This window comes from Streptomyces ochraceiscleroticus, from assembly GCF_000720485.1.
In the GTDB taxonomy this organism is placed as follows: Bacteria; Actinomycetota; Actinomycetes; order Streptomycetales; family Streptomycetaceae; genus Streptomyces; species Streptomyces ochraceiscleroticus.
On sequence record NZ_JOAX01000001.1, the window covers coordinates 325894 to 351716 of the forward strand.

At 69.5% G+C, this 25823-nt stretch carries 26 protein-coding genes and 1 tRNA gene; 17 read left to right on the forward strand and 10 right to left on the reverse strand.

The window, feature by feature from the left end:
• The first annotated feature begins 22 nt into the window (after nt 1-22).
• A complete protein-coding gene (locus IG84_RS0101480; protein ID WP_031050257.1) occupies nt 23-1216 on the forward strand; it encodes a GTP-binding protein in 1194 nt (397 codons plus the stop codon).
• A 156-nt stretch (nt 1217-1372) separates the two neighbouring features.
• Here IG84_RS0101480 and IG84_RS0101485 read toward each other — a convergent pair whose 3' ends face one another.
• Entirely contained in the window at nt 1373-3847 is a 2475-nt protein-coding gene (locus IG84_RS0101485) for a phosphoketolase family protein (protein WP_078648532.1), read from the reverse strand.
• A 209-nt stretch (nt 3848-4056) separates the two neighbouring features.
• Between IG84_RS0101485 and IG84_RS0101490 the strand changes: the two genes are divergently transcribed.
• Both IG84_RS0101490 and IG84_RS0101495 read left to right on the forward strand, forming a co-directional pair.
• Nucleotides 4057-4470 (forward strand): hypothetical protein, encoded by a 414-nt coding sequence (locus IG84_RS0101490; RefSeq protein ID WP_031050260.1) that lies wholly within the window; start codon nt 4057-4059, stop codon nt 4468-4470.
• A 142-nt stretch (nt 4471-4612) separates the two neighbouring features.
• Nucleotides 4613-5008, forward strand: a complete 396-nt coding sequence (locus tag IG84_RS0101495) for a DoxX family protein (RefSeq protein WP_031050263.1) — start codon at nt 4613-4615, stop codon at nt 5006-5008.
• Nucleotides 5009-5015: 7 nt separating this feature from the next.
• On the opposite strand, the gene IG84_RS0101500 is transcribed toward IG84_RS0101495, so the two are convergent.
• Entirely contained in the window at nt 5016-5786 is a 771-nt protein-coding gene (locus tag IG84_RS0101500; RefSeq protein ID WP_031050266.1) for a DUF4232 domain-containing protein, read from the reverse strand.
• A 204-nt stretch (nt 5787-5990) separates the two neighbouring features.
• On the opposite strand from IG84_RS0101500, the gene IG84_RS0101505 reads away from it, so the two are divergent.
• Nucleotides 5991-6629 carry a YceI family protein gene (locus tag IG84_RS0101505; protein WP_031050269.1) on the forward strand — a complete coding sequence of 213 codons (639 nt, stop codon included), beginning with the start codon at nt 5991-5993 and terminating at the stop codon, nt 6627-6629.
• A 281-nt stretch (nt 6630-6910) separates the two neighbouring features.
• Here the strand turns inward: IG84_RS0101505 and IG84_RS39455 are convergent, their stop codons facing one another.
• The 3 genes from IG84_RS39455 to IG84_RS0101520 all read right to left on the reverse strand — a co-directional run bounded on the left by IG84_RS39455 (nt 6911) and on the right by IG84_RS0101520 (nt 10704).
• Nucleotides 6911-8005, reverse strand: a complete 1095-nt coding sequence (locus tag IG84_RS39455) for an XRE family transcriptional regulator (protein ID WP_037798952.1) — start codon at nt 8003-8005, stop codon at nt 6911-6913.
• Between the two features lie 42 nt (nt 8006-8047).
• The gene (locus IG84_RS0101510) at nt 8048-8725 is read right to left on the reverse strand and encodes a hypothetical protein (protein ID WP_031050273.1); all 678 of its coding nucleotides are present in this window, start codon (nt 8723-8725) and stop codon (nt 8048-8050) included.
• A 1220-nt stretch (nt 8726-9945) separates the two neighbouring features.
• On the reverse strand, nt 9946-10704 hold the full coding sequence (locus IG84_RS0101520) for a GntR family transcriptional regulator (RefSeq protein ID WP_031050275.1): 759 nt from the start codon (nt 10702-10704) through the stop codon (nt 9946-9948).
• Between the two features lie 197 nt (nt 10705-10901).
• Here IG84_RS0101520 and IG84_RS0101525 point away from each other — a divergent pair, with 197 nt between their 5' ends.
• The 9 genes from IG84_RS0101525 (at nt 10902) to IG84_RS0101565 (ending at nt 16938) form a co-directional block, all read left to right on the forward strand.
• The gene (locus IG84_RS0101525) at nt 10902-11231 is read left to right on the forward strand and encodes an SCO3933 family regulatory protein (protein WP_031050277.1); all 330 of its coding nucleotides are present in this window, start codon (nt 10902-10904) and stop codon (nt 11229-11231) included.
• A gap of 2 nt (nt 11232-11233) precedes the next feature.
• Nucleotides 11234-12580, forward strand: coding sequence for an FtsK/SpoIIIE domain-containing protein (locus tag IG84_RS0101530; protein ID WP_031050279.1), 1347 nt, complete (start codon nt 11234-11236; stop codon nt 12578-12580).
• Between the two features lie 84 nt (nt 12581-12664).
• Nucleotides 12665-13411, forward strand: coding sequence for a DUF2637 domain-containing protein (locus IG84_RS38695; RefSeq protein ID WP_051861236.1), 747 nt, complete (start codon nt 12665-12667; stop codon nt 13409-13411).
• A 13-nt stretch (nt 13412-13424) separates the two neighbouring features.
• Complete coding sequence (locus IG84_RS0101540; RefSeq protein ID WP_031050283.1) at nt 13425-13613, forward strand: mobile element transfer protein; 189 nt, start codon at nt 13425-13427, stop codon at nt 13611-13613.
• A 20-nt stretch (nt 13614-13633) separates the two neighbouring features.
• On the forward strand, nt 13634-13903 hold the full coding sequence (locus tag IG84_RS0101545; RefSeq protein WP_031050285.1) for a hypothetical protein: 270 nt from the start codon (nt 13634-13636) through the stop codon (nt 13901-13903).
• 92 nt (nt 13904-13995) lie between these two features.
• Nucleotides 13996-14181, forward strand: a complete 186-nt coding sequence (locus IG84_RS0101550) for a hypothetical protein (RefSeq protein WP_031050287.1) — start codon at nt 13996-13998, stop codon at nt 14179-14181.
• Nucleotides 14178-15569 (forward strand): replication initiator protein RepSA, encoded by a 1392-nt coding sequence (gene repSA / locus IG84_RS0101555; RefSeq protein WP_031050289.1) that lies wholly within the window; start codon nt 14178-14180, stop codon nt 15567-15569. Before IG84_RS0101550 ends, repSA begins: the two co-directional genes overlap by 4 nt.
• A gap of 2 nt (nt 15570-15571) precedes the next feature.
• Nucleotides 15572-15775, forward strand: coding sequence for an excisionase family DNA-binding protein (locus tag IG84_RS0101560; RefSeq protein ID WP_031050291.1), 204 nt, complete (start codon nt 15572-15574; stop codon nt 15773-15775).
• Nucleotides 15775-16938 (forward strand): tyrosine-type recombinase/integrase, encoded by a 1164-nt coding sequence (locus IG84_RS0101565; RefSeq protein ID WP_031050293.1) that lies wholly within the window; start codon nt 15775-15777, stop codon nt 16936-16938. The genes IG84_RS0101560 and IG84_RS0101565 overlap by 1 nt, the downstream gene beginning before the upstream one ends.
• Before the next feature lie 51 nt (nt 16939-16989).
• Here IG84_RS0101565 and IG84_RS0101570 read toward each other — a convergent pair.
• Nucleotides 16990-17063, reverse strand: a tRNA-Gly gene (locus IG84_RS0101570).
• A gap of 244 nt (nt 17064-17307) precedes the next feature.
• Here IG84_RS0101570 and IG84_RS41455 point away from each other — a divergent pair.
• The 4 genes from IG84_RS41455 to IG84_RS0101590 all read left to right on the forward strand — a co-directional run bounded on the left by IG84_RS41455 (nt 17308) and on the right by IG84_RS0101590 (nt 20396).
• Nucleotides 17308-17466, forward strand: a complete 159-nt coding sequence (locus IG84_RS41455; protein ID WP_169746141.1) for a hypothetical protein — start codon at nt 17308-17310, stop codon at nt 17464-17466.
• 136 nt (nt 17467-17602) lie between these two features.
• Nucleotides 17603-18178 carry a dCTP deaminase gene (gene dcd / locus IG84_RS0101580; RefSeq protein WP_030259148.1) on the forward strand — a complete coding sequence of 192 codons (576 nt, stop codon included), beginning with the start codon at nt 17603-17605 and terminating at the stop codon, nt 18176-18178.
• Between the two features lie 51 nt (nt 18179-18229).
• Nucleotides 18230-18727 carry a phosphoribosyltransferase gene (locus IG84_RS0101585; RefSeq protein WP_031050294.1) on the forward strand — a complete coding sequence of 166 codons (498 nt, stop codon included), beginning with the start codon at nt 18230-18232 and terminating at the stop codon, nt 18725-18727.
• Nucleotides 18728-18854: 127 nt separating this feature from the next.
• A complete protein-coding gene (locus IG84_RS0101590) occupies nt 18855-20396 on the forward strand; it encodes a ricin-type beta-trefoil lectin domain protein (protein WP_031050297.1) in 1542 nt (513 codons plus the stop codon).
• A 143-nt stretch (nt 20397-20539) separates the two neighbouring features.
• On the opposite strand, the gene IG84_RS0101595 is transcribed toward IG84_RS0101590, so the two are convergent.
• From IG84_RS0101595 to IG84_RS0101610, 4 genes are all read right to left on the reverse strand, one after another.
• Nucleotides 20540-21517, reverse strand: a complete 978-nt coding sequence (locus IG84_RS0101595) for a Yip1 family protein (protein ID WP_031050299.1) — start codon at nt 21515-21517, stop codon at nt 20540-20542.
• A 97-nt stretch (nt 21518-21614) separates the two neighbouring features.
• Nucleotides 21615-21860, reverse strand: a complete 246-nt coding sequence (locus IG84_RS0101600) for a hypothetical protein (RefSeq protein WP_031050302.1) — start codon at nt 21858-21860, stop codon at nt 21615-21617.
• Nucleotides 21861-21962: 102 nt separating this feature from the next.
• Entirely contained in the window at nt 21963-23243 is a 1281-nt protein-coding gene (locus tag IG84_RS0101605) for an FG-GAP repeat domain-containing protein (protein WP_425424004.1), read from the reverse strand.
• Nucleotides 23244-23493: 250 nt separating this feature from the next.
• Nucleotides 23494-25761 (reverse strand): (Fe-S)-binding protein, encoded by a 2268-nt coding sequence (locus IG84_RS0101610; RefSeq protein WP_031050310.1) that lies wholly within the window; start codon nt 25759-25761, stop codon nt 23494-23496.
• Nucleotides 25762-25823 lie beyond the last annotated feature (62 nt).

The window sequence follows — 25823 nt, forward strand, 5'->3', positions numbered from 1 at the left end:
ATCATCTGCTACTGTCCCCGGCATGAACCACACGCCGCCCGACGGCCGGCTGCCGGTCACCGTGCTCTCCGGTTTCCTCGGCGCCGGCAAGACCACCCTCCTCAACCATGTGCTCGGCAACCGCCAGGGCCTGCGCGTCGCGGTCATCGTCAACGACATGAGCGAGATCAACATCGACGCCTCCCTCGTGCGGGACGGCGCCGCGCTCTCCCGTACCGAGGAGCGGCTGGTCGAGATGACCAACGGGTGCATCTGCTGCACGCTCCGGGACGACCTGCTCGAAGAGGTCGAACGGCTCGCCCGCGCCGGCCGCTTCGACTACCTGCTCATCGAGTCCAGCGGCATCTCCGAGCCGATGCCGGTCGCCGCGACCTTCGCGTTCGCGAGGGACGACGGGGCCACGCTCACCGACATCGCGAACCTGGACACGATGGTCACGGTCGTGGACGCGGTGAACTTCGACGACGAACTGGGCCGCGGCGACGACCTCGTGGAGCGCGGTCTGGCCCCGGTCGAGGACGATGAGCGGACGGTCAGCGATCTCCTGATCGACCAGGTCGAGTTCGCGGATGTGATCCTGCTGAACAAGACCGACCTGGTCTCCGCGGAGGAGGGTGACCGGCTGGAGGCCACGCTGCGGCGGCTGAACCCGGCGGCGCGCGTCCAGCGGACCGTACGCGGCCGGATCGACCCCGCAGAGATCCTGGGTACCGGGCTGTTCGACCTCGCGAAGGCCGAGCAGGCGCCGGGCTGGGTGGCCGAGCTCAACGGCGACCATGTGCCGGAGACGGAGGAGTACGGGATCTCGTCCGTGGTGCTGCGCGACCCGCGGCCCTTCCACCCCGGTCGGCTGTGGGACCTGATCACCGGGCCGCTGGACGCCGGTACGTACGGCACCGTCCTGCGCTCCAAGGGCTTCTTCACACTTGCGACCCGTCCCGATGTCACGGGGCTGTGGTCCCAGGCGGGCGCGGTGGCCCGCTTCGAGCCGTCGGGCGTGCACGACCACGACCATGACCACTCCGCCGAAGAGCGGCCCGCCGTACAGGGCCAGGAGCTGGTCTTCATCGGTACCGGCCTGCGGGCCGACGCACTGCGCGACGCGCTGGCCGACGCCCTGCTCACCGCCGGTGAACTGGCCGACGGCCCCGCGGCCTGGGCGGCGTACGACGATCCCTTCCCTGCCTGGGACCTCACAACGGTCCCGGTCTCCTGAACCCGGGGATGTCCGGCGGGCCTGGCAGCCCTCGTCGGGCATCCCCGAAAACCGGGCGGCGGCGGGCGCCGGAGAACTGCGGTCCGGCGCCCGCCCCGCCCGTCGCCTTACGGACCGGCGCCTGTCCTGCCGGTCCGTAAGGCGTGCGGTACGCCCCTAGTACGGCCACTTCCAGTCCGCCACCTCCGGCATGTCGGTTCCGCGTTCGCGGATGTAGGCGTGGTGGCGGGTGCGGGCGTCCTGCATCTGCTGGCGCAGCGCCGTGGCTCGTACGGCGAGGCCCGGCACCCGGTCGATGACGTCCATGACCAGCCGGTACCGGTCCAAGTCGTTGATCACCACCATGTCGAAGGGCGTGGTCGTGGTGCCGTGCTCCTTGAAGCCGCGCACGTGCAGGTTGGCGTGGCCGGTGCGGCGGTAGGCGAGCCGGTGGATCAGCCAGGGGTAGCCGTGGTACGCGAAGATCACCGGCCGGTCGGGGGTGAACAGCGCGTCGTACTCGGCGTCCTTCATGCCGTGCGGATGGTCCTCGCTGGGCAGCAGCCGCGCGATGTCCACGACGTTGACCACCCGTACGGCGAGGTCGGGCAGGTGCTCGCGGAGCAGCGCGGCGGCGGCCAGTACCTCCTGGGTCGGTACGTCGCCCGCGCACGCGAGCACCACGTCCGGGGAGTCACCGTCGCGCTCGGTGCCCGCCCACTCCCACACGCCCGCGCCCCGCGCGCAGTGCGCGATCGCCTGGTCCATGTCCAGCCAGTCGAAGGTGGGCTGCTTGCCCGCCACGATGACGTTGACGTAGTCCCGGCTGCGCAGCGCGTGATCGGCCACGGAGAGCAGGGTGTTGGTGTCCGGCGGCAGATAGACCCGCACAGCTGGCGGGTACTTGTTGAGCACATGGTCCACGAAGCCCGGGTCCTGGTGCGAGAAGCCGTTGTGGTCCTGGCGCCAGACGTGCGAGCTGAGCAGGTAGTTGAGCGAGGGGATCGGTTGCCGCCAGGTCAGGCCGCTGGTGACCTTCAGCCACTTGATGTGCTGATTGACCATCGAGTCGACGATGTGCACGAAGGCTTCGTAGCAGGAGAAGAGGCCGTGCCGGCCGGTGAGGAGATAGCCCTCCAGCCAGCCCTGGCAGGTGTGTTCGGAGAGGATCTCCAGGACGCGGCCGTGCCGGTCCAGGTCCTCGTCGGTCTCCAGCAGCTTGTCCTGCCAGTTCTTGCCGGATGCCGCGTACACCGCCTGCAGCCGGTTCGACGCGGTCTCGTCCGGGCCCACCAGGCGGAAGTTGCGGCTCTCGGCGGTGTCGGCCATGACCCGTTCCAGGAGCTGCCCGAGGACCTTGGTCGGCTCGCGCAGCTCGGTACCGGGGTGCTTCACCGGTACGGCGTACTCGCTCAGCGGCGGCATCGGGAGCGAGCGGGTCAGCCGGCCGCCGTTGGCGTGCGGGTTGGCGCCCAGCCGGCGCGCGCCCTTCGGTACCCAGCGCAGTACGGCCGGACGCGGCGCGCCCCGCTCGTCGAACAGCTCCTCGGGGCGGTAGGAACGCATCCAGCGCTCCAGTTCGCGCAGGTGGTCGGGGTTCTCGCGGGTGGCGGCGAGCGGGACCTGATGGGCGCGCCAGGTGCCCTCGACGGGCTTGCCGTCGACCGTGCGCGGGCCGGTCCAGCCCTTGGGCGTACGGAGCACGATCATGGGCCAGGGCTGCCGGGCGGGCGGGGCGGTGGCGGAGCCGTCCCGCGCGGCGCGCTGGAGGGCGCCGATGCGATCGAGCGCCTGGTCCATGGCGGCGGCCAGCGCGCGGTGCACGGCCTCCGGCTCGTCACCCGTGACGTAGATCGGGTCGTGGCCGTACCCGCGGAGCAGCGCGTCCAGCTCCTCCTCGGGGAGCCGGGCGAGCACCGTCGGGTTCGCGATCTTGTAGCCGTTGAGGTGCAGGATCGGCAGGACCGCACCGTCGTGCACCGGGTCCAGGAACTTGTTCGAGTGCCAGGAGGTGGCCAGCGGGCCGGTCTCCGCCTCGCCGTCACCGACGACGCAGGCCACGAGCAGGTCGGGGTTGTCGAAGGCGGCCCCGTACGCGTGCGAGAGCGAGTACCCCAGTTCGCCGCCCTCGTGGATCGACCCCGGCGTCTCGGGCGCGACATGGCTGGGCACCCCGCCGGGGAACGAGAACTGCTTGAACAGCCGGGCCATGCCCGCCTCGTCCTGGCTGACGTCCGGGTAGATCTCCGAGTAGCTGCCCTCCAGCCAGGACCCGGCGACCACCGCGGGGCCGCCGTGCCCGGGTCCCCAGATGCACATCGCGTCCAGGTCGCGTTCGACGATCACCCGGTTGAGGTGGGTGTAGACGAGGTTGAGGCCGGGCGAGGTGCCCCAGTGGCCGAGCAGCCGGGGCTTGATGTGCTTCGGTACCAGCGGCTCGCTCAGCAGCGGGTTGCTCAGCAGGTAGATCTGGCCCGCGGCGAGGTAGTTCGCCGCCCGCCAGTGGGCGTCCAGCGTCCGCACGTCCTCGTCGGACAGCGCGGTACCGGATGGTGCGCCCGCGTCGGAGGGCGCCGTGCTCGCGTCGGAGGGTGCCGCGCCCGCCCGCTCGCCGCTCCTCGTCGCCGTCCCGGTCCCCGGTGCATCCCGCATGAATCAACCCTTCTCCGGCTTTCCCGTCGAACCGACCCTTCCCATGCTGGGATCCGGGGCGCCGCCCGGCAACGCAGGATCGGGCCGGGTACGCGGTACCCGTGACCTGGAGAGGAATGCCTGCGCACTGCCTGCGTACCCGGGCGCCGTCCCGTACCGTGCGACGGAAAGAACCTGAGCAGCCGCTGTACGCAGATGGGGGACGGCCGATGGATCCGGAGATCGCGACGCTGGCGGGCACCGCCGGCACGACGCTCGTCACGCTGATGGCCACCGAGGCGTGGCAGGGCGTACGGGAGGGAGTCGTGGGCCTGTGGCGGCGAGCCCGCCCCGAGCGCGCCGACGCCGTCTCGGCAGAGCTCGAAGCCGCCCGCGAGGACCTGCTCGCGGCCCGCGACGCCGCCGACGACGAGACCGAGGACGAGCTGCGCCGGGACTGGCAGGGCCGTATCCGCCGGCTCCTCGCGGCCCGCCCGGATGTCGCCGACGACCTGCGCGCCCTGCTCGCCGAGGTCGCCCCCGAGGAAGCACCGGCGGCGCCGGCGATCACCCAGCACGCCTCGGCCTCCGGCTCGGCGCGGGTGTACCAGGCGGGCCGGGACCAGCACATCCACGAGCGGTGAGGCCGGGCACGCCGGGTCGGTGAGGTGGTCCCGCCGGGACCGTGAGGCCGGTCACGGTGGGCCTGCAATCCCTTACCCCCTCACTTACTCCGGAGTAACGTCACGCTTCCTCGGCCCACTTCCGGCCCGTACAGGAGGCGTCATGTCCCGCACCGCCGACCGCACCGCGCGCACCGACCGTTCACCCAGGCTGCTCGCGGGCCTGCTGGCCGGCGCGGGGGTGCTGCACTTCGCGGTGCCGAAGCCGTTCGATGCGACCGTGCCCCGGGTCCTGCCCGGCTCGGCGCGCGGCTGGACGTACGCGAGCGGCGTGGCCGAACTGGCGCTGGCGGCCGGCGTGGCCCACCCTCGAACCCGGCGGGTGGCGGCGCTGGCCACGGCCGCCTTCTTCGTGGGCGTCTTCCCCGCGAATGTCCAGATGGCCGTCGACTGGCGGGACCGTCCGGCCCCCCTGCGCACCGCCGCCCTCGCCCGCCTGCCGCTGCAGGCACCGCTCGTCCTGTGGGCCCGCGGCGTCGCGCGCCGGCAGAGCCGCTGAGCGGGTCTCAGGAGGCGCCCACCGGGTTGACGAAGGTACCCGGGTGGGTGGCGCCCGACTGGTCCAGGACGGCGCCGCCGTAGGGCCACTTCAGCTCGAAGTGCTGCTTCTCGTTAGGCGGGGTGACCACGACGGTGGCCGTCTCGACCTTGCGGTCGCCGTCCCTGGTCGAGGGCAGGAGCTGGAAGGTGAAGTGGGTGTTCGCGCCCGGCTTCAGCACCACCGCCACCGGCTTCTTCCCGGACCGCCGCAGGTCCCAGGTGGCGCCGTCGGTGCCCTTGAGCTGTACGCCCGGGAAGCCGCTGATCGTGCAGGCGCCGCTGCCCTTGTTCTTGAACCACACGGTGGCGGTCTGCTGGTCGCTGCTGTCCATGTCGGGGCGGCCGCCGCCCGCGGAGCCCCAGCCGGCCGTCATGTTCGCCGTGGTGCAGCGGGCGGCCGAGCTCCCGGTACCGGCCGAGCTGCCCGTACCGGACGAGCCGCCGCTCCCGGTGGCCTGCTGCCCGCCGGACGAAGCATTCGTACCGGAGCCCTCGGCGGAGCCCGTACCCGTCTGCGACGGGGAGTCCGCGGAGCCCTTCGACGAGCCGTCTGCGGAGCCACCGGCCCCGTCGGAGCCACCCGACCCGTCGGACCCGGCGGAGCTGCCGGCGGACGCCGACGAGTCCGGCCCCGCGGCCCCGGACTCGCCGCTCTGGCAGGCGGTGAGGGCGAGCGCGGTGGCGGCGAGCAGCGCGGCGGCGGCCTTGCGGCCGTGGCGGCGGGTGCGGTGCGACATGGATCCCCCTGGTGGTGGCATCGGTGCGGCCGGTCCTTCGGTTCCGCACCACCTACACTCGCCACCCCCGCTGCTGATCCGCTAACACCGGGCTAACGTGCGGGCGTGCTCGGGGTACGGACGCCACTGGTCACCGGACTCTCGGATTCCGCGCCCCTGAACAGGGGTTGCGCCCATTTTTACTTTGAAGTAACAACGTGCCCCATGAACTTGTTCGGCCGCAGTTCCTCCTCCCGCCGCGCGGTGGCCCCCGCCGCTCCAGCCCCCTCCGACCTCGCCGTTCTGGACCCCGCTTTCGCCGCGCTCACCGGTGAGTGGATGATCGACCCCGCGCACAGCAGGATCGGCTTCTCCGTCCGGCACGCCATGGTGACCACGGTGCGCGGCGCCTTCACGGAGTACGAGAGCCGCCTCTACTTCGACGGCCGCGACCCGGACCGCTCCGAGGCGCAGATCACGCTGTCCACCGCCAGCATCGACACGGGTGTGGAGCAGCGCGACGCGCACGTGACCGGCCGAGACTTCCTGGACGCCGCGAGCTACCCGCGGATGTCCTTCACGAGCACCGCCGTGGAACTCGCGGACGACGACGTCTACCGCATGACCGGCGACCTCACCATCAGGGACATCACCCGGCCCGTCGTGCTGGAACTCACCTACATCGGGCACGTCACCGACCCGTTCGGATACGAGCGGGTCGGCTTCGACGGCACCACCACCATCAACCGCACCGACTGGGGCCTGACCTACAGCGCCAAACTCGCCCAGGGCGGCGCCATGGTGAGCGAAAAGGTCCGCCTCCAGTTCGACATCGCCGCCATCCGAACGTTCCCCGTCGACTGACCGGACCCCCGCCACGCCCCCGGCGAGGGAGGGCCCAAGGCCACCGGCCCGAAACAACAAACAAGGCCCAGGTCTCTGACCTGGGCCTCAACTCTGGAGCGGGTGACGGGAATCGAACCCGCGCTCTGAGCTTGGGAATCACGGGTGATCTACAGTCAATCCGGCCGCTGACCTGCAACGATGGCTGCGAGTGGGGGCCCGGCTGAACCGTTGCCGAACCCGTCATTCACCGCTGTTCCCCGGCGCACCGGGCACGCATCGGGCACGCGGCTGAGCCTAAGTCACGGGACCAATGAGAGGTGTGGCCTCTCACGTCGGGAGGGGCGACGACCACTAGGTGTACCTGACCGTAGTGTTACCACTAGCCCAAATACCCAACTACTCAGCTCTTCGGTATCGACGTGTAGTTCGCGGGCCACGTCGCGAAACGAGATGTTCTTGGCTTGGAAAGCGTTAAATACTTTCTCTAGGAGCTGTGATTTCTCCCGAACGGGAAGTCCCTGTGGCTCCGATTTGCGAAATCCACGCTTACCGAGTTCGACGCACGTTCGACGGTAATGCCAGTCGGTTAGCATCCCCAAATCGTGCAGCCTGTAGGTCAAGGCCATTGCTGCGACCTTCCAGACCTTCTTCGCTTCGAGCACCTGCGACACCATGGGATTGTCAGGGATGTGCTCGGTAATGCTGTCGCGTGGCATGAGGAAGGCACTCGCGAAAGCATTAGCCTCCTTCTCTGCCTGAGGCCCGCTGTGGCTTCGCTCTACGCCATGCAGTACGAGGTGACCGAGCTCGTGAGCTGCGTCGAAGCGCCCACGTTCAGCTGTTTTGAGCGTGCTCAAGAATACGAACGGTGTACCCTCTCGCCATAGCGAGAATGCGTCGACGTCTGTAAATTCGGGTGGCAAAGAAAAAACGCGGACGCCGTGGGCTTCTAGTAGATGCACCATATTGGAGATGGGTGCATTGCCAAGTCCCCATCGAGCCCTAAGCACATCAGCTGCAGATTCGGGATCCAACTTGTCCAGAGTTGGTAGCTGGTTTGGGGGCAACTTGAATCGAGTTTCGATCCAGTCGTTGAGCTCCATGACCAAGCGGCTTGCGGCCAAGGCCCCATCTCTGGGGCCGGCCGCCAGCCTACTTCTGGCGCGAAAGGAGACGGAATCGGCCGGAATTGGGTCTAGGTCGGGTTCATGGAAAAACGACTCGGGGAAGTTCAGGGATGTAGCTAGCTTTTCCAGCGTGTCCGGGGTGGGCTCCGTCCGCCCCCGCTCGTAGTTCGAGAGGCTTTGGATGCTCACCCCAGTCAGGTGGCTGAGTTCGGCGAGTGTGAGCCCTCTCCTCCGTCGGGCGACTGTGATTCGGGAGGAAGAGATCATGCTGCACTCGCCATCCTCACGCTAGGTCGGTTTGTCCCTATGTCACCACTCTTCGACCGCAACGTCGAAGTCGGGACCAGCCACAGGGTAATCGAACGTCTTTTTGATCCGGATGGCGGGGAATAGAATCCTCCGGCTCCAGCTGTCGATCTTTCCCTGTGTACCAACCTTACTCGGGAGGGAGAGCTCGCTGCGTACCTCTACGAAGCCCTGCTTGCGAGCGACGTAGCGGTATGTGAGCAGGTACCAGGTAGCCAGTTGTGCGTACTCGTCCTCGCCGAGGTTCACCTCGTCGGCTTCGGTGGGCTCCTCGGGCAGGGGGAAGAGCGTGAGGTCCTGATTGCGGGCCACGAGGGCTTCCTTCGCCACGCCGGCGGGACGGTGGCTGCGGGGTTGTGGGCTACCGGGCACGCCGGTTCGAGCATCGCCAAGGAGGACGCCCACGGCGATCGTCTTATCGCGGTTGACGATCAGAGGGGCCTGCTTTGGGTCGTATCGACGCCAGCGTTCCTGTGTCCTGAGCGCCTCGCGCAGTGTCCGGACTCGTGTGAAGTAGTCCAGGGTGCCGGGCGCGTTCTTGGGGTCATCCTTCGTGGCGCCGTCCCGCGCCTCTTCGCCGAGGCGGATGGCTAGGTCGAAGTACTCGTGCTTGAGCCCCAGCTCGGCAAGTTGCTGGATGTGGTCTCTGTCGCCCGGGGTGGACGGGATGAACTCGAACACGCACCCCTCCGCAGGGTCTTATAGGAACGCCTCCTCACTTGAGGGGCGATTTTTATAAGAGTAGCGGGTGGGTCTGACAGTCGGGGTCGCGTGATGGCGGATCAAGGACCCGCTGACGCACGGCAGTTGCGTTGACCTGCATAGGTTTCGTCTCAGCCACGGCCCTGGCTGCCACCCTGCCTACCGTCGTCCCCACACTGTGGAGAGAGCTAGCCGCGTCCAAGCGGAGCGCCTGCGGCGGGACGACGGCTCGATGCGTAGGCGCGACACGCTCCTCGGCTCCGACGGTGCCGCGTCGAGTGGAACGCCTACGGGCCTTCACCACATCGCGGCAGCAGGTAGCTCCCCCTCGACCATGTTCTCCGGTCCGATCCGCTCACGCTGGAGCATCCGGGACGGTGGCGGTACGGCGATCAACCCCTGACTCTCGGTTTCGCCCGGCATGCTCGCCCGCCCCGACCCCACCCCTCCCGTAGCCAGCTCATCTCTACGGATCCATGGCCTATGCGGTTGTCGGCAGTGCGCGTGTCACGTAAACCGCTCACCGTCTCCGCCCTACCTTCCCCATCCCACATTTGCGCTCTTCTCGCCACCCCCGGGGCTCCCCGGCTGGACTTGCCTCGAGTCATGCGGGCTTGGATGCTGCTTCGCCCGATGTTGGTGGTGGTTGCTTGTGGTTGGTTCTGGAAGGCGTGGTCGGTGGCGTTGGCCGGTGGGAAGCCTTGCTCGTTCCGGCGCTGCTTTGGGCGGACATAGCGTCTAGCGGATCACCCCGTGCAACGAGAGTGGCGCGGGGCCGGGGGCGGGGCGGAGCGGGCCGAAGGCAGGAGCGGCGCCCCAGTCCCCGTGCCCGCGCCGGCCCTTTACGGGCCGGTGGGGTGTGATTCGTAGCGGCGGCTGGATAGCCGTTGACCGCGCGCCGGATGCCGAAGGCAAGAGCACCCACAAGGTCGACGCCGACAAACCGACAGCCTGCAAAGGACCGGGCTGTACACGCGCCCGGCCGCCGAGGCTCAAGGCGACTGCTGGCCTCAAACGGCCCCAGTGGATCAACAGGCGAACGCCAAGCGAACGGCCCAGGATGGCCCGGCAGGGAACGGCATCCCCTCATGAGAGAGAGCCGGAGTGCTTCCCCTCCCCACCCCTCTTCCCCGGCCGAAGGGCGGGGCTTGATGAGGTAGAGAAACCTGTAACAGCTCCCTGCCTCACCCGCGAAGTGGCTACGCGTCGAAGTCGTACTCAAGCACGTAGGAAGCGGAGTCGAGAGTCATCTCGTTGATCTCGACAGGTCGGCCTCCGTCGGCAAAGGCGGTCCGGCAGATGAGCATCACTGGCGTGCCCATGGAGAGATTGAGCCGCTTCGCTTCGTCCTGAGAGGGCATGCGAGATCGCACTTCTTCGCGGAAGTGGACTGGCTTTGCTCCGAGTTCAGCAAGGCGGGCGTAGGTACCGCCCGGTCCCGTGTCCTCCTGGGTGATTGCCGAGCCTGCGACAAGCTCCGCGGGCAGGTAGCTCGTTGCCAGCAGGACCGGCTTCCCGTCGAGGACGAATCGCCGACTGCGGACACAGACAGCCGACTCCGGGGCGATGTCCAGGACTCCCGCGATCCGCTCAGGAGTCGGCTCCTCGGTGACGGTGATCTGGTCCACCGTGAGCTGCCGACCTTCGGTGTCGGCCGACCAGATCGAGCGGCCTGAGCCCCACTGCTCTTGGGAGAGGCGCTGGATGCCGCGTCGTCGCAGCGGTCGGAACGCCCGAACGAATACGCCGGCGCCCTTGCGTGACTCGGCGAGTCCCTCGTTCTGCAGGACTCCAAGAGCCTGCCGGGCGGTCATCCGGGCCACGTCGTACTTCGCCATGAGGTCGTTCTCGCCTGGCAAGCGATCACCAGGGCCGTACTCACCTGCCGTGATTGCCTCCCGAAGCGCGTCAGCAATGCGCTGGTACTTCGGCTGTCGAGCGCCGTTCTTCGCGGTCATTGCGTCTCCCTCCTTTCATCCTCTCTAGACAGCCTAGGACATGCCTACGTCGCTGCATCCGGGCCTGGTGCCCCTTCCCGCCATGCGTGAACATCTCTAGAGATCTCTATTGACGTCTCTAGAGATCTGCGCTTCACTCGTAGATGTCTAGAGAGGTCGCCGGAAGGGGTGGCCTCCCCAGCAATAAGGGGTGCTCTATGCCTTCGTTCAAGATCGACACGTCGACTGCTGTGGTGTTCGTCGCGACCGCGCCGACTCCGAAGGTCGCCAACCGGAAGACGGGCGAGATTGCCAAGGACCGTGAGACTGGCGCCGACCTGATGACGGTGGGCCTGCTGGTCTCGGATGAGGGGGAGGGCAACCTCTACCAGGTGTCCGTGCCGGAGACGGGCGTTCCCGACGGCCTGACGCCGGGCATGCCGGTCTCGGTCGTCGGCCTGAAGGCGCGGGACTGGGAGAACGAGTTCAACGGCGAGAAGCGGCACGGCATCGCCTTCCGCGCGGCGGCCCTCGCGGCGGGTGCCTGATCATGGCGGACCTGACCACGGTGCTGGAGGTCACCGGTGCTTTCGCCGGTGTCGGTGGCCTCGGCTACGCCAAGGGACACGCTCCGCGCGTGTACTGGTCGCTGGTGGGCATGCCGGTCGCGATGGGCCGGTTCACCTTCACCTATGGCACCACGATGGATGTGTGCGGGCTGACGGTGCAGCCGTCGAAGCTGCGGGCGTTCATGGTCCGCAACGTCGCCCGCCGCGAGGTCCAGCCCGTGCCTCCGAAGGTCCGCCGCCTGCGGGGCACCTCCACCGGACTTGTCGCCTCCCTCCGCCTCCCGGCCGGGCTGGAGCCCTCGGACGTGGCGGCGGCCTCCGAACGGCTCCGGCACGCCTGGGGCGTCCACTCCGTCACCGTCGCCGAGACCAAGCCCGGCGTGGTCGAACTGCGGATGACCGGCTACGACGTGCTGCGGCGAGTGAAGATGCCGCGCCGAACGCGGACGACCGGGCCGATGGAGGTGCCGGTGGCCCTGCGGGAAGACGGCAGCGCGTATGTCCGGGACTACCGCAAGGTCCCCCACGCCCTGACCCTGGGCGCTAACCAGTCGGGGAAGTCCATGTACCAGCGCAACTTGATCACCGGGCTGGCCAAGCTGCCGGTGGGGCTGGTCGGCATCGACTGCAAGCGGGGTGTGGAGCAGAGCGCCTACGGCCCTCGCCTGTCGGCTCTGGCCACCACCCCGGAGGATGCCGCCGAGCTGCTGGGTGTGCTGATTGCCGAGATGGAGGAGCGGTTCGACCTGCTCAGCGAGCATCACGTCTCGGACCTGTGGGATCTGCCCGAGGAGGTGCGGCCGGTGCCGCTGGTGGTCCTCGTCGATGAGGTGGCGGAGCTGTTCCTGACCGCCGCGAAGAAGGACGAAGAGCGCCGGGACCGGATGGTCATGCAGATGGTCCGGCTCGCCCAGATGGCGCGGGCGGTCGGCATCTACCTGGAGGTCTGCGGCCAGCGCTTCGGTGCCGAGCTGGGGAAGGGCGCGACCATGCTCCGTGCCCAGCTCACCGGCCGGGTCGTGCACCGGGTCAACGACAAGCAGACCGCCGAAATGGGCCTCGGCGATGTCTCGCCGGATGCGGTGCTGGCCGCGACGCTGATCGCTGCTGATCGGCCTGGGGTGGCGGTTGCCGGTGATGCCTCGGGCGGCTGGTCCCGCATCCGCACCCCGCAGACCACTCCCACTCAGGCGGCGGCGGTCTGCCGGGAGTACGCGCACCTTGTCCCGGATCTGCCCGCGCTGGCCCCGTTCCGCCCGCACGTGCCGGCCGACCGCGCACCGGCTGAGGTGCCTTCGCTGGTCAAGCCCCAGCCCGTCACCGAGTAACAGCCCTACCTCCTCCCACGGTTGGCGTGACCGTCTCGCGCCAGGTCCCTACCCCGCCCATGCCTGAAACGAAAGGAGGACGCGATGACCAAGCCGCAGGCGGAACGGACCGCGATCCTCGTCGCCGGGGCCGTGATCATGGCTCTCACGATCGCTGCGTTCTGGCTCTCCTACGCCCATCTCGCCTCGGTCGCCGAGTCGCACGGTCTCGCCGCATCCCCGGTGCGCCGGTGGGCCTGGCCGGGCACGATCGATCTGTTCATCCTGGCCGGTGAGGTCTTGATGTTCCGCGCCGCGCTGCGGCACGTGACCGACTGGTGGGCGATCGGCCTGACGGTTGCCGGATCGCTCGGCAGCATCGGCCTCAACGTGGCGGGTGTCGGCACCAACGCCCCGATCCTCGACTACGTCGTCGCGGCCGTACCGCCGTCCGCCGCGCTCCTGGCCTTCGGTGCCCTGATGCGCCAGGTTCACACCCTCGTCACCGACCCCGCCCCGGCCTCGGTGCCTGCGGCTGAGCCGATCGCGGAGCCGGTCACCGTCGAACGCATCCCGGAGTCGGCCCCGGTCGAACTGCCTGCGCCAGAGCCGGTGACCGAAGAAGCCAGTACGGACGCGGAAGAGCCGTCGCCGGAGCCCGAAGCGGTCACGCCGCCGTCCCGGCCTGCTCCGTCGCCGCTCACGGTCCCTCCGGCACTGCTCGATCACGCCCGGAAGGTCGCCGACAACCACCAGGCCACCACCGGCGCCCCGATCGACTCCGCCACCCTCCGCGCTCGCCTCGGCGTCCCGCCGGTGCTCGCCGACGCCATCACCGCTCAACTCGCCTGAAAGGACACCTGACATGCCCCGCCCGAACCGCTTCTACAACGTGCTCCGCTTAGGCCCCGTCAAGGTCGGCTCCCACTACGACGGCCGTGGACGTACCAAGCACACCGCCGCGTGCACCGTGCCCCGCTGTGGCTTCTCCGTCGACTACGACGACCGCTCGGCCGCTGAACTCGCCGCCCGCACCCACCGCTGCAACCCCTGACCCGGACGGAGGCAAGGCCCATGCGCTACCCGGACGCTCAGCTCCGTGCCAACCACCGCCCGGCCGACCTGATCCCGCCCGGCATCCGCCCCGGTGAGGTGGTGGTCATCCAGGCCCCGCCCCGCTCCTACGCGGGCCCGATCCTGCTGACCATCACGCTCGCCCTCGGCGCGTCCGTGGTCATCGTCGTCCTCGCGGTGGCCTTCCAGATCGCGGCCGCCGCTGCCGCAGCCGCTGTCCCGACCGTGGGCGGCGCCGGTATCTCGCTCAAGCTCGCTCGCAAGCGCTAAGCGGCCCCCGGGGCGGCCTCAACCGCCAAGTTTCCGCCGCCCCGGGCGCCTGACCCCTTCCAGATCCGCTGACCCGAAAGGGACTCCTCATCATGCCCGAGACCCGCCCTGCCCGCGTCCGGCTCTGCCCCGACTGCGACGGCTTCCCCACCGTGGCCATCACCACCGGCCAGAAGAACCCCGACGGCACCCGCAGGACCTTCACTGTGGTCTGCCGTACCTGCGAGGGCACCGGCACCGTTGCCCGCCGCCCCGCTGCTCGTGAGGTGGCCGCGTGAGTGACGCCGCCACCCTGGCGGGCCTGGACCCGACCACCCTGGGGGACCTCCTCCGGGTGGCCGGGTCTCCCGGCTTCGACCGCTGGGAAGACCAGATCCGCCGCACCGGCGGATGCTCCGACCCCATCCACCTCACCGGCACGACCAAGACCGTCGACCGAGCCACCGGCACCGTCCTGCACGCCTACTCCACCGACGCCGAACCCGGCGGACGCCTCCGGGTGGCCTGCGGAAACCGTCGCGCCTCCCGCTGCCCCGCCTGCGCCTGGACCTACGCGGGCGACACCTACCACCTCATCCGCGCCGGGCTCACCGGCGACGAAGCCAAGGGCACCCCCGAGACCGTCCGGGACCATCCCCGGGTCTTCGCGACCTTGACGGCTCCGTCCTTTGGCCCGGTGCACAACCGTCCCAGCCACGGCCGGTGCCGTTGCGGCGTCCACCACCAGGCCGACGCCCCCGAACTGGGCACCGCCCTGGATCCGGAGAGCTACGACTACGCGGGTGCGGTGCTGTGGAACAACCACGCCGGTCACCTGTGGCGGTACGTGACCATCTACCTGCCCCGCGAGCTGGCCAAGCGCGCCGGCATCACCCAGCGCGCGCTGAAGGAACAGCTCCGGGTCTCCTACGGCAAGGTCGCCGAGTACCAAAAGCGCGGCGCGATCCACTTCCATGCCGTGATCCGCTTCGACGGGCCTGACGGTCCTGAGACCGCGCCCCCGGCCTGGGCGACCATCGACCTGCTCACCGACGCGCTCCGGGCCGCTGCCGCTCGCGCTGAGATCGTCCTCGACCCTGTCGGCGACCAGCCGGAGCGTGTTCTGCGCTGGGGCACCCAACTCGACGTCCGGCCCATCGGCGCCTTCGGCGACGGCGAAGACCTCACCGAACAGGCCGTGGCCTCCTACGTGGCCAAGTACGCCACCAAGGCCGCCGAGACCACCGGCACCGTCGACCGCCGCATCGGCGAAATGCACGAGCTGAACAAGCTCCCCGACCTGCCCGACCACACCCGCCGCCTGATCCGCGCCTGCCGCGACCTGGACGAGCTCTACCCGGACCGCAAGCTCTGGCAGTGGGCGCACATGCTCGGCTTCCGCGGCCACTTCTCCACCAAGTCCCGCCGCTACTCCACCACCCTGGGCGCCCTGCGCCAGGTTCGCGCCGACTACCGCGCCGCCCAGCAACGCGCCGCCCTGGGCCTGCCCGATCCCGACGACCACCCCGAAGCCACCACCCGGGTCATCGCCCACTGGGCCTACGCCGGGCACGGCCACACGCCCGGTGAGTCCTGGCTCGCCGCCAACCTCGCGAAGGAGATCCAAGCCAACCGTGAGATCGCCCGTGAAGTCCGTGCCGAACTCGACACCGAAGGGGAGTGGTGACCATGGCTGATCGCCTGCTGACCGTGCAGGAAGTCGCTGAGCGGCTCGGGACCACGGTGCGCTTCCCCCGGCGCCTGATCGAGGAACGGCGGATCGAGTACGTCAAGATCGGTCGGCACGTCCGTATCCCTGAGCGGGTCGTAGAAGCCTTCGTCGCTGCGCACACGGTTGCACCCACCGTTCGACGGCTGCGGAGGGTGGCCTGATGGCAGGGAAGAAGCGTTCGTTCGGCCGGGTCCGCAAGCTGCCGTCGGGCCGGTATCAGGCGCGTTACCTGGCTCCTGATGGAGTCGACCGCCCGGCGCCCCAGACCTTCCGTACCAAGAAGGAGGCGGATGACTGGCTCGCCGACCGGCAGAGTGAGGTCCGCTCTGGAGACTGGCAGGACCCTGATGCCGGCGCGGTGAACTTCATGGTCTACGCCTTGCAGTGGGTGGATGAGCGTGACCTCGCGCCGACCACCGATGAGCTGTACCGGCGCCTGCTTCGGCTGCACATCCTGCCGACCTTCGAGGTCCTGGACCTCGATGAGATCACTCCGCCTCGGGTCAGGACCTGGCGGGCTGAACGGCTGCAGGCGACGGGTGCCGCTACGACGGTGGCGAAGTCCTACCGGCTGTTGAAGGCCATCATGGAGACCGCTGTCGAGGACGAGCTGATCCGCCGTAATCCGTGCCGGATCAAGGGCGCTGGCAAGGAGACGGCTGCAGAGCGGCCCACGGCCACGGTGGAGCAGGTGGATTCGGTGGCCGACGCGATGGGCCCGCGCTGGCGCCTGATGGTGTACATCGCCGCCTATGGTCCCGCCCGTCCCGAGGAACAGGCCGCGTTGCGGCGTCCTGATGTGGACCTGGAGAACGTCGGTGTGTGGATTCGCACAGCCGAGCCTGAGCTGACCACCGGTCGGCGGGTCCCGGGCGATACCAAGTCCGCGGCGGGCAAGCGGTTCCTCGTCCTGCCGGAGTTCATGCGCGTGGACCTGGAGCGGCACCTCGACTGGTACGCGGAGAAGGAACCGAACGGACTGCTGTTCGTGGGGGAGCGCGGTAAGCCGTTCCGGCGGTCCACCTTCGGGCGAAAGTGGCGCAAGGCCCGTGCCAAGGTCGGGCTGCCTGACGACTTCCGGTTCTACGATCTGCGGCACACCGGGCACACCCTCTCGACGCGGTCCGGCGCGACGCTCAAGGACACGATGGTTCGCGCCGGCCAGTCCTCGACTCGGGCCGCGCTGATCTATCAGCACTCGGACGTTGAGCGGCAGAAGGAGGTCGCTGGCGGCATCGATGCCCACGTGCGTGCTGAGCGGGTGAAGGCCAAGGCGGCTCGCGATCAAGAGCGATCGGGCACGCAACGGGCACGGAACGCTTAACCCGGTCCAGACAACGACGAAGGCCCAGGTCTCTGACCTGGGCCTCAACTCTGGAGCGGGTGACGGGAATCGAACCCGCGCTCTGAGCTTGGGAAGCTCATGTTCTACCATTAAACTACACCCGCGTGACCGCCTGATCTTGCAAGGCGGTGCATCGTCGCACACTGTACCTCATCCCCGGCCTCCGGTGTATTCGACCGTGAGGCTTTTGTCATGTCCGGGTGCGGCGCGCGGCGGTAAGCGGTGCGGGGTGCGGGAGTTGAGGCGTACGGTGGGGACTCTTCCCCGGTTCGGAGTGCCGCTTGGGAGTGCGCCCAGTTCATCCCCTAATGTGGCTTTTGTTGTCCATGCGTTTGGGAGAGGGACTTGATGGAGCGCACCGTCGTCCGTTGTGCCGAAGGGCACGTGTTCAGCACCGCTTCGTTCCCGATGCAGACCACCGACCGGCTCGGCCCTGGTCGGCTGCTGCGGTGCCCGCGCTGTGCGCGGCTGCGCCACGCGGTCCCTGTGCAGATGGAGAAGCGCTAGCGAGGGTGGCGAGGACCCGGTTCCCGGAAGGGGGCCGGGCCCTCGCGGCTGTCCGGGAGGGGTGAAGGGTCGGGGCGGGGAGCCGGGGCGGATGCGCGATGCGGAGGCGGGTGTACCGGGCGCGTATCCTCGTGGCGTGCTTCTCTCAGACAAGGACATCCGGGCCGAGATCGACGCGGGCCGGGTGCGTATCGATCCCTACGACGAGTCGATGGTTCAGCCGTCGAGTATTGATGTGCGCCTCGATCGGTACTTCCGAGTGTTCGAGAACCACCGGTATCCGCACATTGATCCCGCCGTCGAGCAGCTCGACCTGACGCGGGAGGTCGTGCCCGAGGGGGACGAGGCGTTCATCCTGCACCCGGGCGAATTCGTGCTGGCGTCGACCTACGAGGTCATCACGCTGCCGGACGACCTCGCCTCGCGGCTGGAGGGGAAGAGCTCGCTGGGGCGGCTGGGGCTGCTGACGCACTCGACGGCCGGGTTCATCGACCCCGGGTTCAGCGGGCACGTCACGCTGGAGCTGAGCAATGTCGCGACGCTGCCGATAAAGCTGTGGCCCGGCATGAAGATCGGGCAGCTGTGCATGTTCCGGCTGACCTCGCCGGCCGAGTTTCCGTACGGGTCGGAGCGGTACGGCTCCCGCTACCAGGGCCAGCGCGGGCCGACGCCCTCGCGTTCGTACAAGAACTTCCACCGTACGCAGGTCTGAGGACCGTACGGCGGATGCGATGGGGAATCGCTAGAGGGCTGAGAGAGATACGTGACTGACGTGCGGGAAAATCTGACGTACGAGCGCTTCGGCACCGCCATCCGTGAGCTGGCGCAGACGATCGCGGACGGCGGGTACGAGCCCGACGTGGTGCTGAGCATCGCGCGTGGCGGCGTCTTCGTCGCCGGTGGCCTGGCGTACGCGCTGGACTGCAAGAACATCCACCTGGTGAACGTGGAGTTCTACACCGGCGTGGGCGAGACGCTGGAAATGCCCGTCATGCTGGCGCCGGTGCCGAACGCGATCGACTTCTCGGACAAGAAGGTGCTCATCGCGGACGACGTCGCCGACACCGGCAAGACGCTGAAGCTGGTGCACGACTTCTGCCAGGGGACCGTCGCCGAGGTGCGCAGCGCGGTGATCTACGAGAAGTCGCAGTCGCTGGTGAAGTGCGAGTACGTCTGGCAGCGCACGGACGACTGGATCAACTTCCCGTGGAGCGTCGAGCCGCCGGTCGTGCGGCGCGAGGGCCAGGTTCTCGACGCCTGAGAACTCCCTTGCCTCGCGTGCCAGTTGGCGCGCAGGGTGAATTCGGGCCAATCCTGTGCCGGGTGTTCCGCCGGGGTCTACCTACGAGTAGAAACCGGCGGTAACAGCAGACCGGAGGGGAGGCCCAATGGTGCGTGCGAGACGCGGGCGGCGGCTGGTGACCGCAGCCGCCGCCGTGATGGTGCTGACCGGTGGTGTGACCGCCGCCGGTACGGGGACGAGCGTGGCGGCCCGGCCGCCGTACGGGGCCGCGGCGGCCGACAGCAAGCCACTGCCGCCCGAGCTGGAGAAGATCAGGGCCCAGGAGGCCACCCGGCTGTACGGGGACCCGGCCGAACGCCCGATGGAGCAGCGCAAGACCTCGCTGATCTCGCTGGGGGACAGTGAGATCTCGGGGGAGGGCGTCGGGACGTACGAGCCGGGGACCGACGGGCCGGACAACTGGTGTCATCGGTCGCCGGACGCGGCCATCCACCGCACCGGCATCGCCGCCGATGTGACGTACAACGTGTCCTGCTCGGGCGCGTACACCGGGAACATCAAGGCCGGCGGCAGCAAGCAGTACGCCGATGAGCTGGTGCAGAGCGACAGCCTGGCGATCAAGGCCAGGAACACCCGGCTGAAGATGGTCGTGCTGGTGGCCGGGGCCAATGACGACCTGCAGTTCGGGCCGGTCATGACGGACTGCGTCACGCGCTGGCTGCTGCTGCAGGGGGCCTGTGAGCCGAAGTACGCGCCGGGGTGGCAGACGCGGGTCGACGGGCTGGTGCCGAAGGTCGAGCAGACGGTCGGTGATCTGCGGACGGTGATGCGGGACGCCGGGTACGCGGACGGCGACTACAAGCTCGTGGTGATGGGGTATCCGAGCCCGATCGGCCCGGACATCGAGGACAACCCCGATTTCCCTGGGAAGCTGCCGGGCGGCTGCACGGGGTACACCTCCGACTCGGCGTGGGGGCGCAACGCCGCGGTCCCGGCCTTTGAGAAGGGCATGCGGAAGGCCGCGCGCGAGTCGGGCGCGGTGTACCTGGACAACTCGCGGCTCTTCCACGGGCACGAGGTGTGCATGGAGGACGCCTGGGCGCGCGGCCTGTACGTCGATGTCTCCCACCCCTTCCCGCCGGACGCCAACTCCGTACGCCAGTCCTTCCACCCGAACGCGCGCGGGCACGCCGCGTTCGCCTCCTGCCTCACCCAGCTCTATGCGTCCGGCCTGCGGGAGGCGTCCTGTGCGGACCCGGCGAGCACGGGGAAGCCGGAGCTGTACGCGGGGGCCTGGGACGATGCGTACCGGCCGCTGAAGAACGTCGGCACGGGGAGCTGTGTGGACGCGACCGGCGGCAGTTCGCGCAATGGCACGGCTGTCGGCGGCTGGGACTGCAAGGACCAGCGGAACCAGGGCTGGTGGTACGACAGCGGCCGGCGGTCGGTGCATGTGGAGCTGACGCAGGACCGGTGCCTGGACGTGCCGGAGGCGAAGTACGAGGCCGGGGCCGGAGTGGTGCTGTGGAACTGCTCGGGTGCGGCCAACCAGCGGTTCGTGAAGGACGTGGCGACGCAGAGCATCCGGCCGGAGGCGGCCCGGGAGCTGTGCCTGACGCTGGCCTCGGCGAAGGATCGAGTGCGACTGCAGAAGTGTGATGGGTCGGCCACGCAGCGTTTCACGTGAAACAGCCGCACGGTCGCGCCGTGACACGGCGTTTCACGTGAAACAGCGTGTGATCTACGGCAGTTGATATGAGGCAGGGCCCCGTTCCGTCCGGAACGGGGCCCTGCCTCATCAGGATGTGTCGCCGGCGTGGCGGCGATCGCCTACAGCGTGCCCAGCTTCACCAGGGCGAGCAGGGCGACCAGTTGGATCGCGGAGGCGCCCAGCGCCTTGGGCCAGGGCAGGTCGTGCGACCTGCGGACCATCGTGGTGAAGAGATAGGCGGCGGCGAGCCAGGTCAGCCAGCCGAGGACCTGGACGAGCGTGCTGTCGCCACCCAGGAACATCGCGAAGAGCAGCCGCGGCGCGTCGGTGATCGACATGATCAGCATGGAGAGGCCGATGGTCGGCTGCCACCCGCCGTCGCCACCGAGCTGCCGGGCGAGGGTGTGGGTCACCGCGCCCAGGATCAGCCCGCCGATGACGAACATCACGCCGGTGATCAGCACCCACGGGATGCTCTGCGAGAGCGTGGCGTTCAGCACGTCCTCGCGGGCGGCGTCGAAGCCGAAGACCGCGAGCAGGCCGTAGATGAAGGTCACGACGAGGGCCGGACCCCACACGGCGTAGTCGCGCATCCGCCAGAAGGTCTGGTCGGGCTGCCGGACGATGCCGCTCAGCAGCTCCTTCCACGGCAGGCGCGGACCGGCGGGCGGGGCCGCCGACTGGCCTGCGTGGTACGTACTGCCGCCGCTGTACTGACCGTTGTCGTACTGGCCGCCGTACTGGCCGTCCCCGTACGCGTCCGGCGCGTCACCCAGGCTGAACTGCTGGGTGTGGCCCGGTGCGTCCGCGCGGGCGCTGCCGCCGCCGTAGGGCGGCTGCTGCGGGGCGTGCCCCTGGTCGCCGAAGTACTCGGGCTCGCCGTGCCGGCCGGCGCCCTGAGCGCCGCCGTGGGGAGCCTGCTGCTGCCACTGTCCCTGTGCGGGGGGCGGGGCCTGCCGGCCGTACGGCGCCTGCTGCTGACCGTACGGCGCCGGTGCTCCGTACGGGGCAGGCTGACCCTGCGGAGCCTGCTGACCGTACGGGGCTTGCCCTTGCTGCCCCTGCTGCGCGGTGCGGGAGTTCCGCCCGCGACCCATCCTGAATCCAGCCACGCTTCGAACGTACCTGGTCCCGGTGGGTCGCAGGCGGGAGATGGCGGACAGGACGGGCATTGCTGCCGAGCTGTGACATCCCCTAGGGGAATCCCGGCGGGGGCGGCCGCGGGCCGCGCGCAGGGGCCGGGCGGGGGCGGCGCCAGCCCGTGAAGACGGCGCCGAACTGCGGCCGGCCGGTGGTCGGTACGCCCACCGCGCCCGGCGTCACCGAGCGGGCGCCGGCGGTGCCGATGCGGGTGCCGTCGGACGGCAGGGAGACGACCGCTCCGTTGCCGTCGTTCTCGTAGCCCGCGCCCACGGACAGGTCCCGTCCGCCGCGTGTCACCGGGCATTCACCGGGAGGCCGGCGGCAGTTGACGATCACAAGGCCCGCGAGGCCGCAGGAGGGTTGCACGCCCTACGGCACCCGGCGGCAGCGCCGCGCCGGTCACTCCGTGAAGGCCGCCGTGCTGAACGACACCGCGGGCTCGTCCGCGAACCCGGACGCCGTCCCCCGGTACACCGTGACCGCGTCCCGGCCGCCCGAGCGGGTGAGAAGGACCAGGTCGGCCCGCCCGTCCTGGTCGTAGTCGGCCAGCCGGAGCACCGCCGTGCGTGCGGCGGCCGGCATACCGGGGACCTTCGGCACGGCCTGCTCGCGGTCCGCGCGCAGGCCGCCAGCCGACCCCGGGAGGAGCACGGGACGCCCCGCGCCGCCGGACACGACCAGGTCCGTACGGCCGTCGCCGGTCACATCCCCGGCGGCCACCGACCGCCCCGCCACCCGGACCGTGGCGCTCCGCGGTGCCGCCGTGCCGACGCCGTACCGGACGGCGAGCCGGCCGCCCCCGGCGACCACCGCGTCGGCCGACGTGCCGCCGTCGAACCGCCCGAATGCCACGTCGTACCCCGCAGGCAGCGCGGCCCCCGCCGCGTCCGGCCCCCGCGCGCCGCCCAGCGCGAGCCGCCCCGGCGCGCGGCGGCCCGCGTCCCCGGACCGTACGAGCAGGTCGTCGGCGCCGTCCCCGTCCACGTCGACGGGCGCCGGCAGCCCGGCCGGCGCCGTGCCGGGGATGTCCAGCGGCGCGCCGGCGCCCTTCGGCGCGCCCGCGCGGGTGAACGGGCCGCGCAGGAAGCTCGCCCGCGGCCCGGAGGCGGTGACCGCCAGGTCCTGGTCGCCGTCCCCGTCGAAGTCCCCGCAGACCGGCTGGTCGGGCCACTCGGTGCCGAACCTGGCGCGGTCGGGGATGCGCAGCTTCACGGCGCGCGCGGTGAGCCCTTCCGGGGAGCCGAAGAGGAGCTGTACGGGGACGGGCGGGCGGCCCCGGCCGTCGTACGGCGGGTCGGTGCTGACGACGAGGTCGGTGAAGCCGTCGCCGTCCAGGTCGCAGGCGGCCTCGGCGTCGAAAACGGCCGGTACGACGCCGTCCGTGGGCGCCGCGTGCCGGGCCGGGGTGAGGAGCCGGCGCACGGCCGGGTCGAGGCCGTGGTCCGAGCCGTAGACGATGCCGATGCCGGGGTCGTCGTCGTGGCTGTCGTCGGGGTTGAGCAGCGTGTCGAGTACGAGGTCGGGGTGGCCGTCGCCGTTGAAGTCGTCGGGCTTCTTGCTGCCCTTGCCGTGCGGGACGGGCCGTGCCGGGGGGCCGGAGGCGGTGTGGTGGGCCGCGGAGCGCGCGCCGCCTCCCGAGGGGAGCAGGCCGCAGCCGGCCGCCAGCAGTGCGCAGCACAGTGCGGCTCCCGCCGCGCGTGCCGCACGTGATCTCCGGTACCGCACTTCGCCCCCCAGCGCCCCATCCGTATCCGGCGCCTCATGGTCGCACGGACATACGTCATGGGCCCGCACGTTCATCCGGTTCCGGACACGGTGCGCAGCCGGCGCGGGACCCCGCTGTGCAGCAGGCGTGGGCGCGGGGGGGCGCAGACGACGACGGCCGGTCCCGCGCGCTGCGGGACCGGCCGTCGAAGGGAAGTACAGCGGATTACTTCACCGGCTCGGGCTCCGGCTCATCGGCGGGCTCGGCCTCGCCGGCCGGGTCGGCCGGGGTCTTGACGGAGTCCAGCAGGAGCTGGGCCACGTCGACGACCTGCACGTTCTCGCTGACCTTGCCGTCGTTCTTCTTGCCGTTGACGGAGTCGGTCAGCATGACCAGGCAGAAGGGGCAGGCGGTGGAGACGATGTCCGGGTTGAGGGAGAGGGCCTCGTCCACGCGCTCGTTGTTGATGCGCTTGCCGATGCGCTCTTCCATCCACATGCGGGCGCCGCCGGCGCCGCAGCAGAAGCCGCGCTCCTTGTGGCGGTGCATTTCCTCGTTGCGCAGGCCGGGCACCTTGGCGATGATCTCGCGCGGGGGTGTGTAGACCTTGTTGTGGCGGCCCAGGTAGCAGGGGTCGTGGTAGGTGATCAGACCCTCGACCGGGGTGACGGGGGTCAGGCGCCCCTCGTCGATGAGGTGCTGCAGCAGCTGGGTGTGGTGGATGACCTCGTACTCGCCGCCGAGCTGCGGGTACTCGTTCGCGATCGTGTTGAAGCAGTGCGGGCAGGTCGCGACGATCTTCTTCTTGGACTTCGGCTTCTTGGTCGACTCGTCCTCGTCGTCCTCGCCGAAGGCCGCGTTCAGCGTGGCGACGTTCTCCGCGCCGAGCTGCTGGAAGAGGAACTCGTTGCCCAGGCGGCGCGGGGAGTCACCGGTGCACTTCTCGTCGCCGCCCATGATCGCGAAGTTGACGCCCGCGATGTGCAGCAGCTCGGCGAAGGCCTTGGTGGTCTTCTTGGCGCGGTCCTCCAGGGCGCCGGCGCAGCCGACCCAGTACAGGTAGTCGACCTCGGTGAGGTCCTCGACGTCCGTGCCGACGACGGGAACCTCGAAGTCGACCTCCTTGGTCCACGCGAGGCGCTGCTTCTTGGCCAGGCCCCAGGGGTTGCCCTTCTTCTCCAGGTTCTTGAGCATCGTGCCCGCCTCGCTGGGGAAGCTGGACTCGATCATGACCTGGTAGCGGCGCATGTCGACGATGTGGTCGATGTGCTCGATGTCGACGGGGCACTGCTCGACGCAGGCACCGCAGGTGGTGCAGGACCACAGCACGTCCGGGTCGATGACGCCGTTCTCTTCGAGGGTGCCGATCAGCGGACGCTCGGCCTCTTCGAGAGCGGCCTTCGGGACGTCCTTCAGCTGCTCCTCGGTCGCCTTCTCGTTGCCCTCCATGTCCTTGCCACCGCCGGCGAGGAGGTAGGGGGCCTTGGCGTGCGCGTGGTCGCGCAGCGCCATGATCATGAGCTTGGGGGAGAGCGGCTTGCCGGTGTTCCACGCGGGGCACTGCGACTGGCAGCGGCCGCACTCGGTGCAGGTGGAGAAGTCCAGCAGGCCCTTCCAGGAGAAGTGCTCGATCTGGGAGACGCCGAACTGGTCGTCGTCGCCCGGGTCCTCGAAGTCGATCTCCTTGCCCTCGCTGGTCATCGGCAGCAGCGCGCCGAGCGCGACGTCGCCGTCGGCCTCGCGCTTGAACCAGATGTTGGGGAAGGCCAGGAAGCGGTGCCAGGCGACACCCATGTCGGTCTTGAGCGCGACGGTGATCATCCAGATGAAGGACGTCGCGATCTTCAGGCCGGCGAAGAAGTAGGTGAGGTTCTGGAGCGTCGAGACGTCCAGGCCCTCCAGCCACGAGACCACCGGGTACGAGATGAAGAACGACGCCTCGTAGCCGTCCACGTGGTGCTGGGCGCCCTCCAGCGCGTGCAGCATGAAGATGCAGACGCCGACGATGAGGATGACGGCCTCGACGAAGTACGCCTGGCCGAAGTTGGAGCCCGCGAAGCGGGACTTGCGGCCCGCCTTGCCCGGCTTGCTCAGCTGCCGGATGGCGATCAGGAGCAGGATGCCGAGGACCGTCATCGTGCCGATGAACTCGACGAAGACGTTGTACGGCGCCCACTCGCCGATGACCGGCAGCAGCCAGTCGGCCTTGAAGAGCTGGCCGATGGCGTTGACGATCGTCAGCAGCAGCGAGAAGAAGCCCACCGCGACGAACCAGTGCGCGACGCCGACGACGCCCCAGCGGTTCATCCTGGTGTGGCCGAGGAACTCCTTGACCACCGTGACGGTGCGCTGCGTGGGGTCATTGGTCCGTGAACCGGCGGGTACGGACTGTCCGAGCCGCATGTAGCGGTAGATCTGCACAATGGCGCGGCCGAACAGTGCGACGCCGACCGCGATTAGGACCAGCGACACGATGATCGCGGCGAGTTGCATGGGTGGCTCCTCGGGCCTGCGTGAGCGGGTTCTTTCGGTGCTCTCGATAACTACTAAGCAGT

Excerpts from the sequence above, each read along its gene's own strand:
- IG84_RS0101480 (WP_031050257.1), top strand. The coding sequence starts at position 23 with ATGAACCACACGCCGCCCGACGGCCGGCTGCCGGTCACCGTGCTCTCC.
- IG84_RS0101485 (WP_078648532.1), bottom strand. The coding sequence starts at position 3,847 with ATGCGGGATGCACCGGGGACCGGGACGGCGACGAGGAGCGGCGAGCGG.
- IG84_RS0101490 (WP_031050260.1), top strand. The coding sequence starts at position 4,057 with ATGGATCCGGAGATCGCGACGCTGGCGGGCACCGCCGGCACGACGCTC.
- IG84_RS0101495 (WP_031050263.1), top strand. The coding sequence starts at position 4,613 with ATGTCCCGCACCGCCGACCGCACCGCGCGCACCGACCGTTCACCCAGG.
- IG84_RS0101500 (WP_031050266.1), bottom strand. The coding sequence starts at position 5,786 with ATGTCGCACCGCACCCGCCGCCACGGCCGCAAGGCCGCCGCCGCGCTG.
- IG84_RS0101505 (WP_031050269.1), top strand. The coding sequence starts at position 5,991 with ATGAACTTGTTCGGCCGCAGTTCCTCCTCCCGCCGCGCGGTGGCCCCC.
- IG84_RS39455 (WP_037798952.1), bottom strand. The coding sequence starts at position 8,005 with ATGATCTCTTCCTCCCGAATCACAGTCGCCCGACGGAGGAGAGGGCTC.
- IG84_RS0101520 (WP_031050275.1), bottom strand. The coding sequence starts at position 10,704 with ATGACCGCGAAGAACGGCGCTCGACAGCCGAAGTACCAGCGCATTGCT.
- IG84_RS0101525 (WP_031050277.1), top strand. The coding sequence starts at position 10,902 with ATGCCTTCGTTCAAGATCGACACGTCGACTGCTGTGGTGTTCGTCGCG.
- IG84_RS0101530 (WP_031050279.1), top strand. The coding sequence starts at position 11,234 with ATGGCGGACCTGACCACGGTGCTGGAGGTCACCGGTGCTTTCGCCGGT.
- IG84_RS38695 (WP_051861236.1), top strand. The coding sequence starts at position 12,665 with ATGACCAAGCCGCAGGCGGAACGGACCGCGATCCTCGTCGCCGGGGCC.
- IG84_RS0101540 (WP_031050283.1), top strand. The coding sequence starts at position 13,425 with ATGCCCCGCCCGAACCGCTTCTACAACGTGCTCCGCTTAGGCCCCGTC.
- IG84_RS0101545 (WP_031050285.1), top strand. The coding sequence starts at position 13,634 with ATGCGCTACCCGGACGCTCAGCTCCGTGCCAACCACCGCCCGGCCGAC.
- IG84_RS0101550 (WP_031050287.1), top strand. The coding sequence starts at position 13,996 with ATGCCCGAGACCCGCCCTGCCCGCGTCCGGCTCTGCCCCGACTGCGAC.
- IG84_RS0101560 (WP_031050291.1), top strand. The coding sequence starts at position 15,572 with ATGGCTGATCGCCTGCTGACCGTGCAGGAAGTCGCTGAGCGGCTCGGG.
- IG84_RS0101565 (WP_031050293.1), top strand. The coding sequence starts at position 15,775 with ATGGCAGGGAAGAAGCGTTCGTTCGGCCGGGTCCGCAAGCTGCCGTCG.
- IG84_RS41455 (WP_169746141.1), top strand. The coding sequence starts at position 17,308 with ATGGAGCGCACCGTCGTCCGTTGTGCCGAAGGGCACGTGTTCAGCACC.
- IG84_RS0101590 (WP_031050297.1), top strand. The coding sequence starts at position 18,855 with ATGGTGCGTGCGAGACGCGGGCGGCGGCTGGTGACCGCAGCCGCCGCC.
- IG84_RS0101595 (WP_031050299.1), bottom strand. The coding sequence starts at position 21,517 with ATGGGTCGCGGGCGGAACTCCCGCACCGCGCAGCAGGGGCAGCAAGGG.
- IG84_RS0101610 (WP_031050310.1), bottom strand. The coding sequence starts at position 25,761 with ATGCAACTCGCCGCGATCATCGTGTCGCTGGTCCTAATCGCGGTCGGC.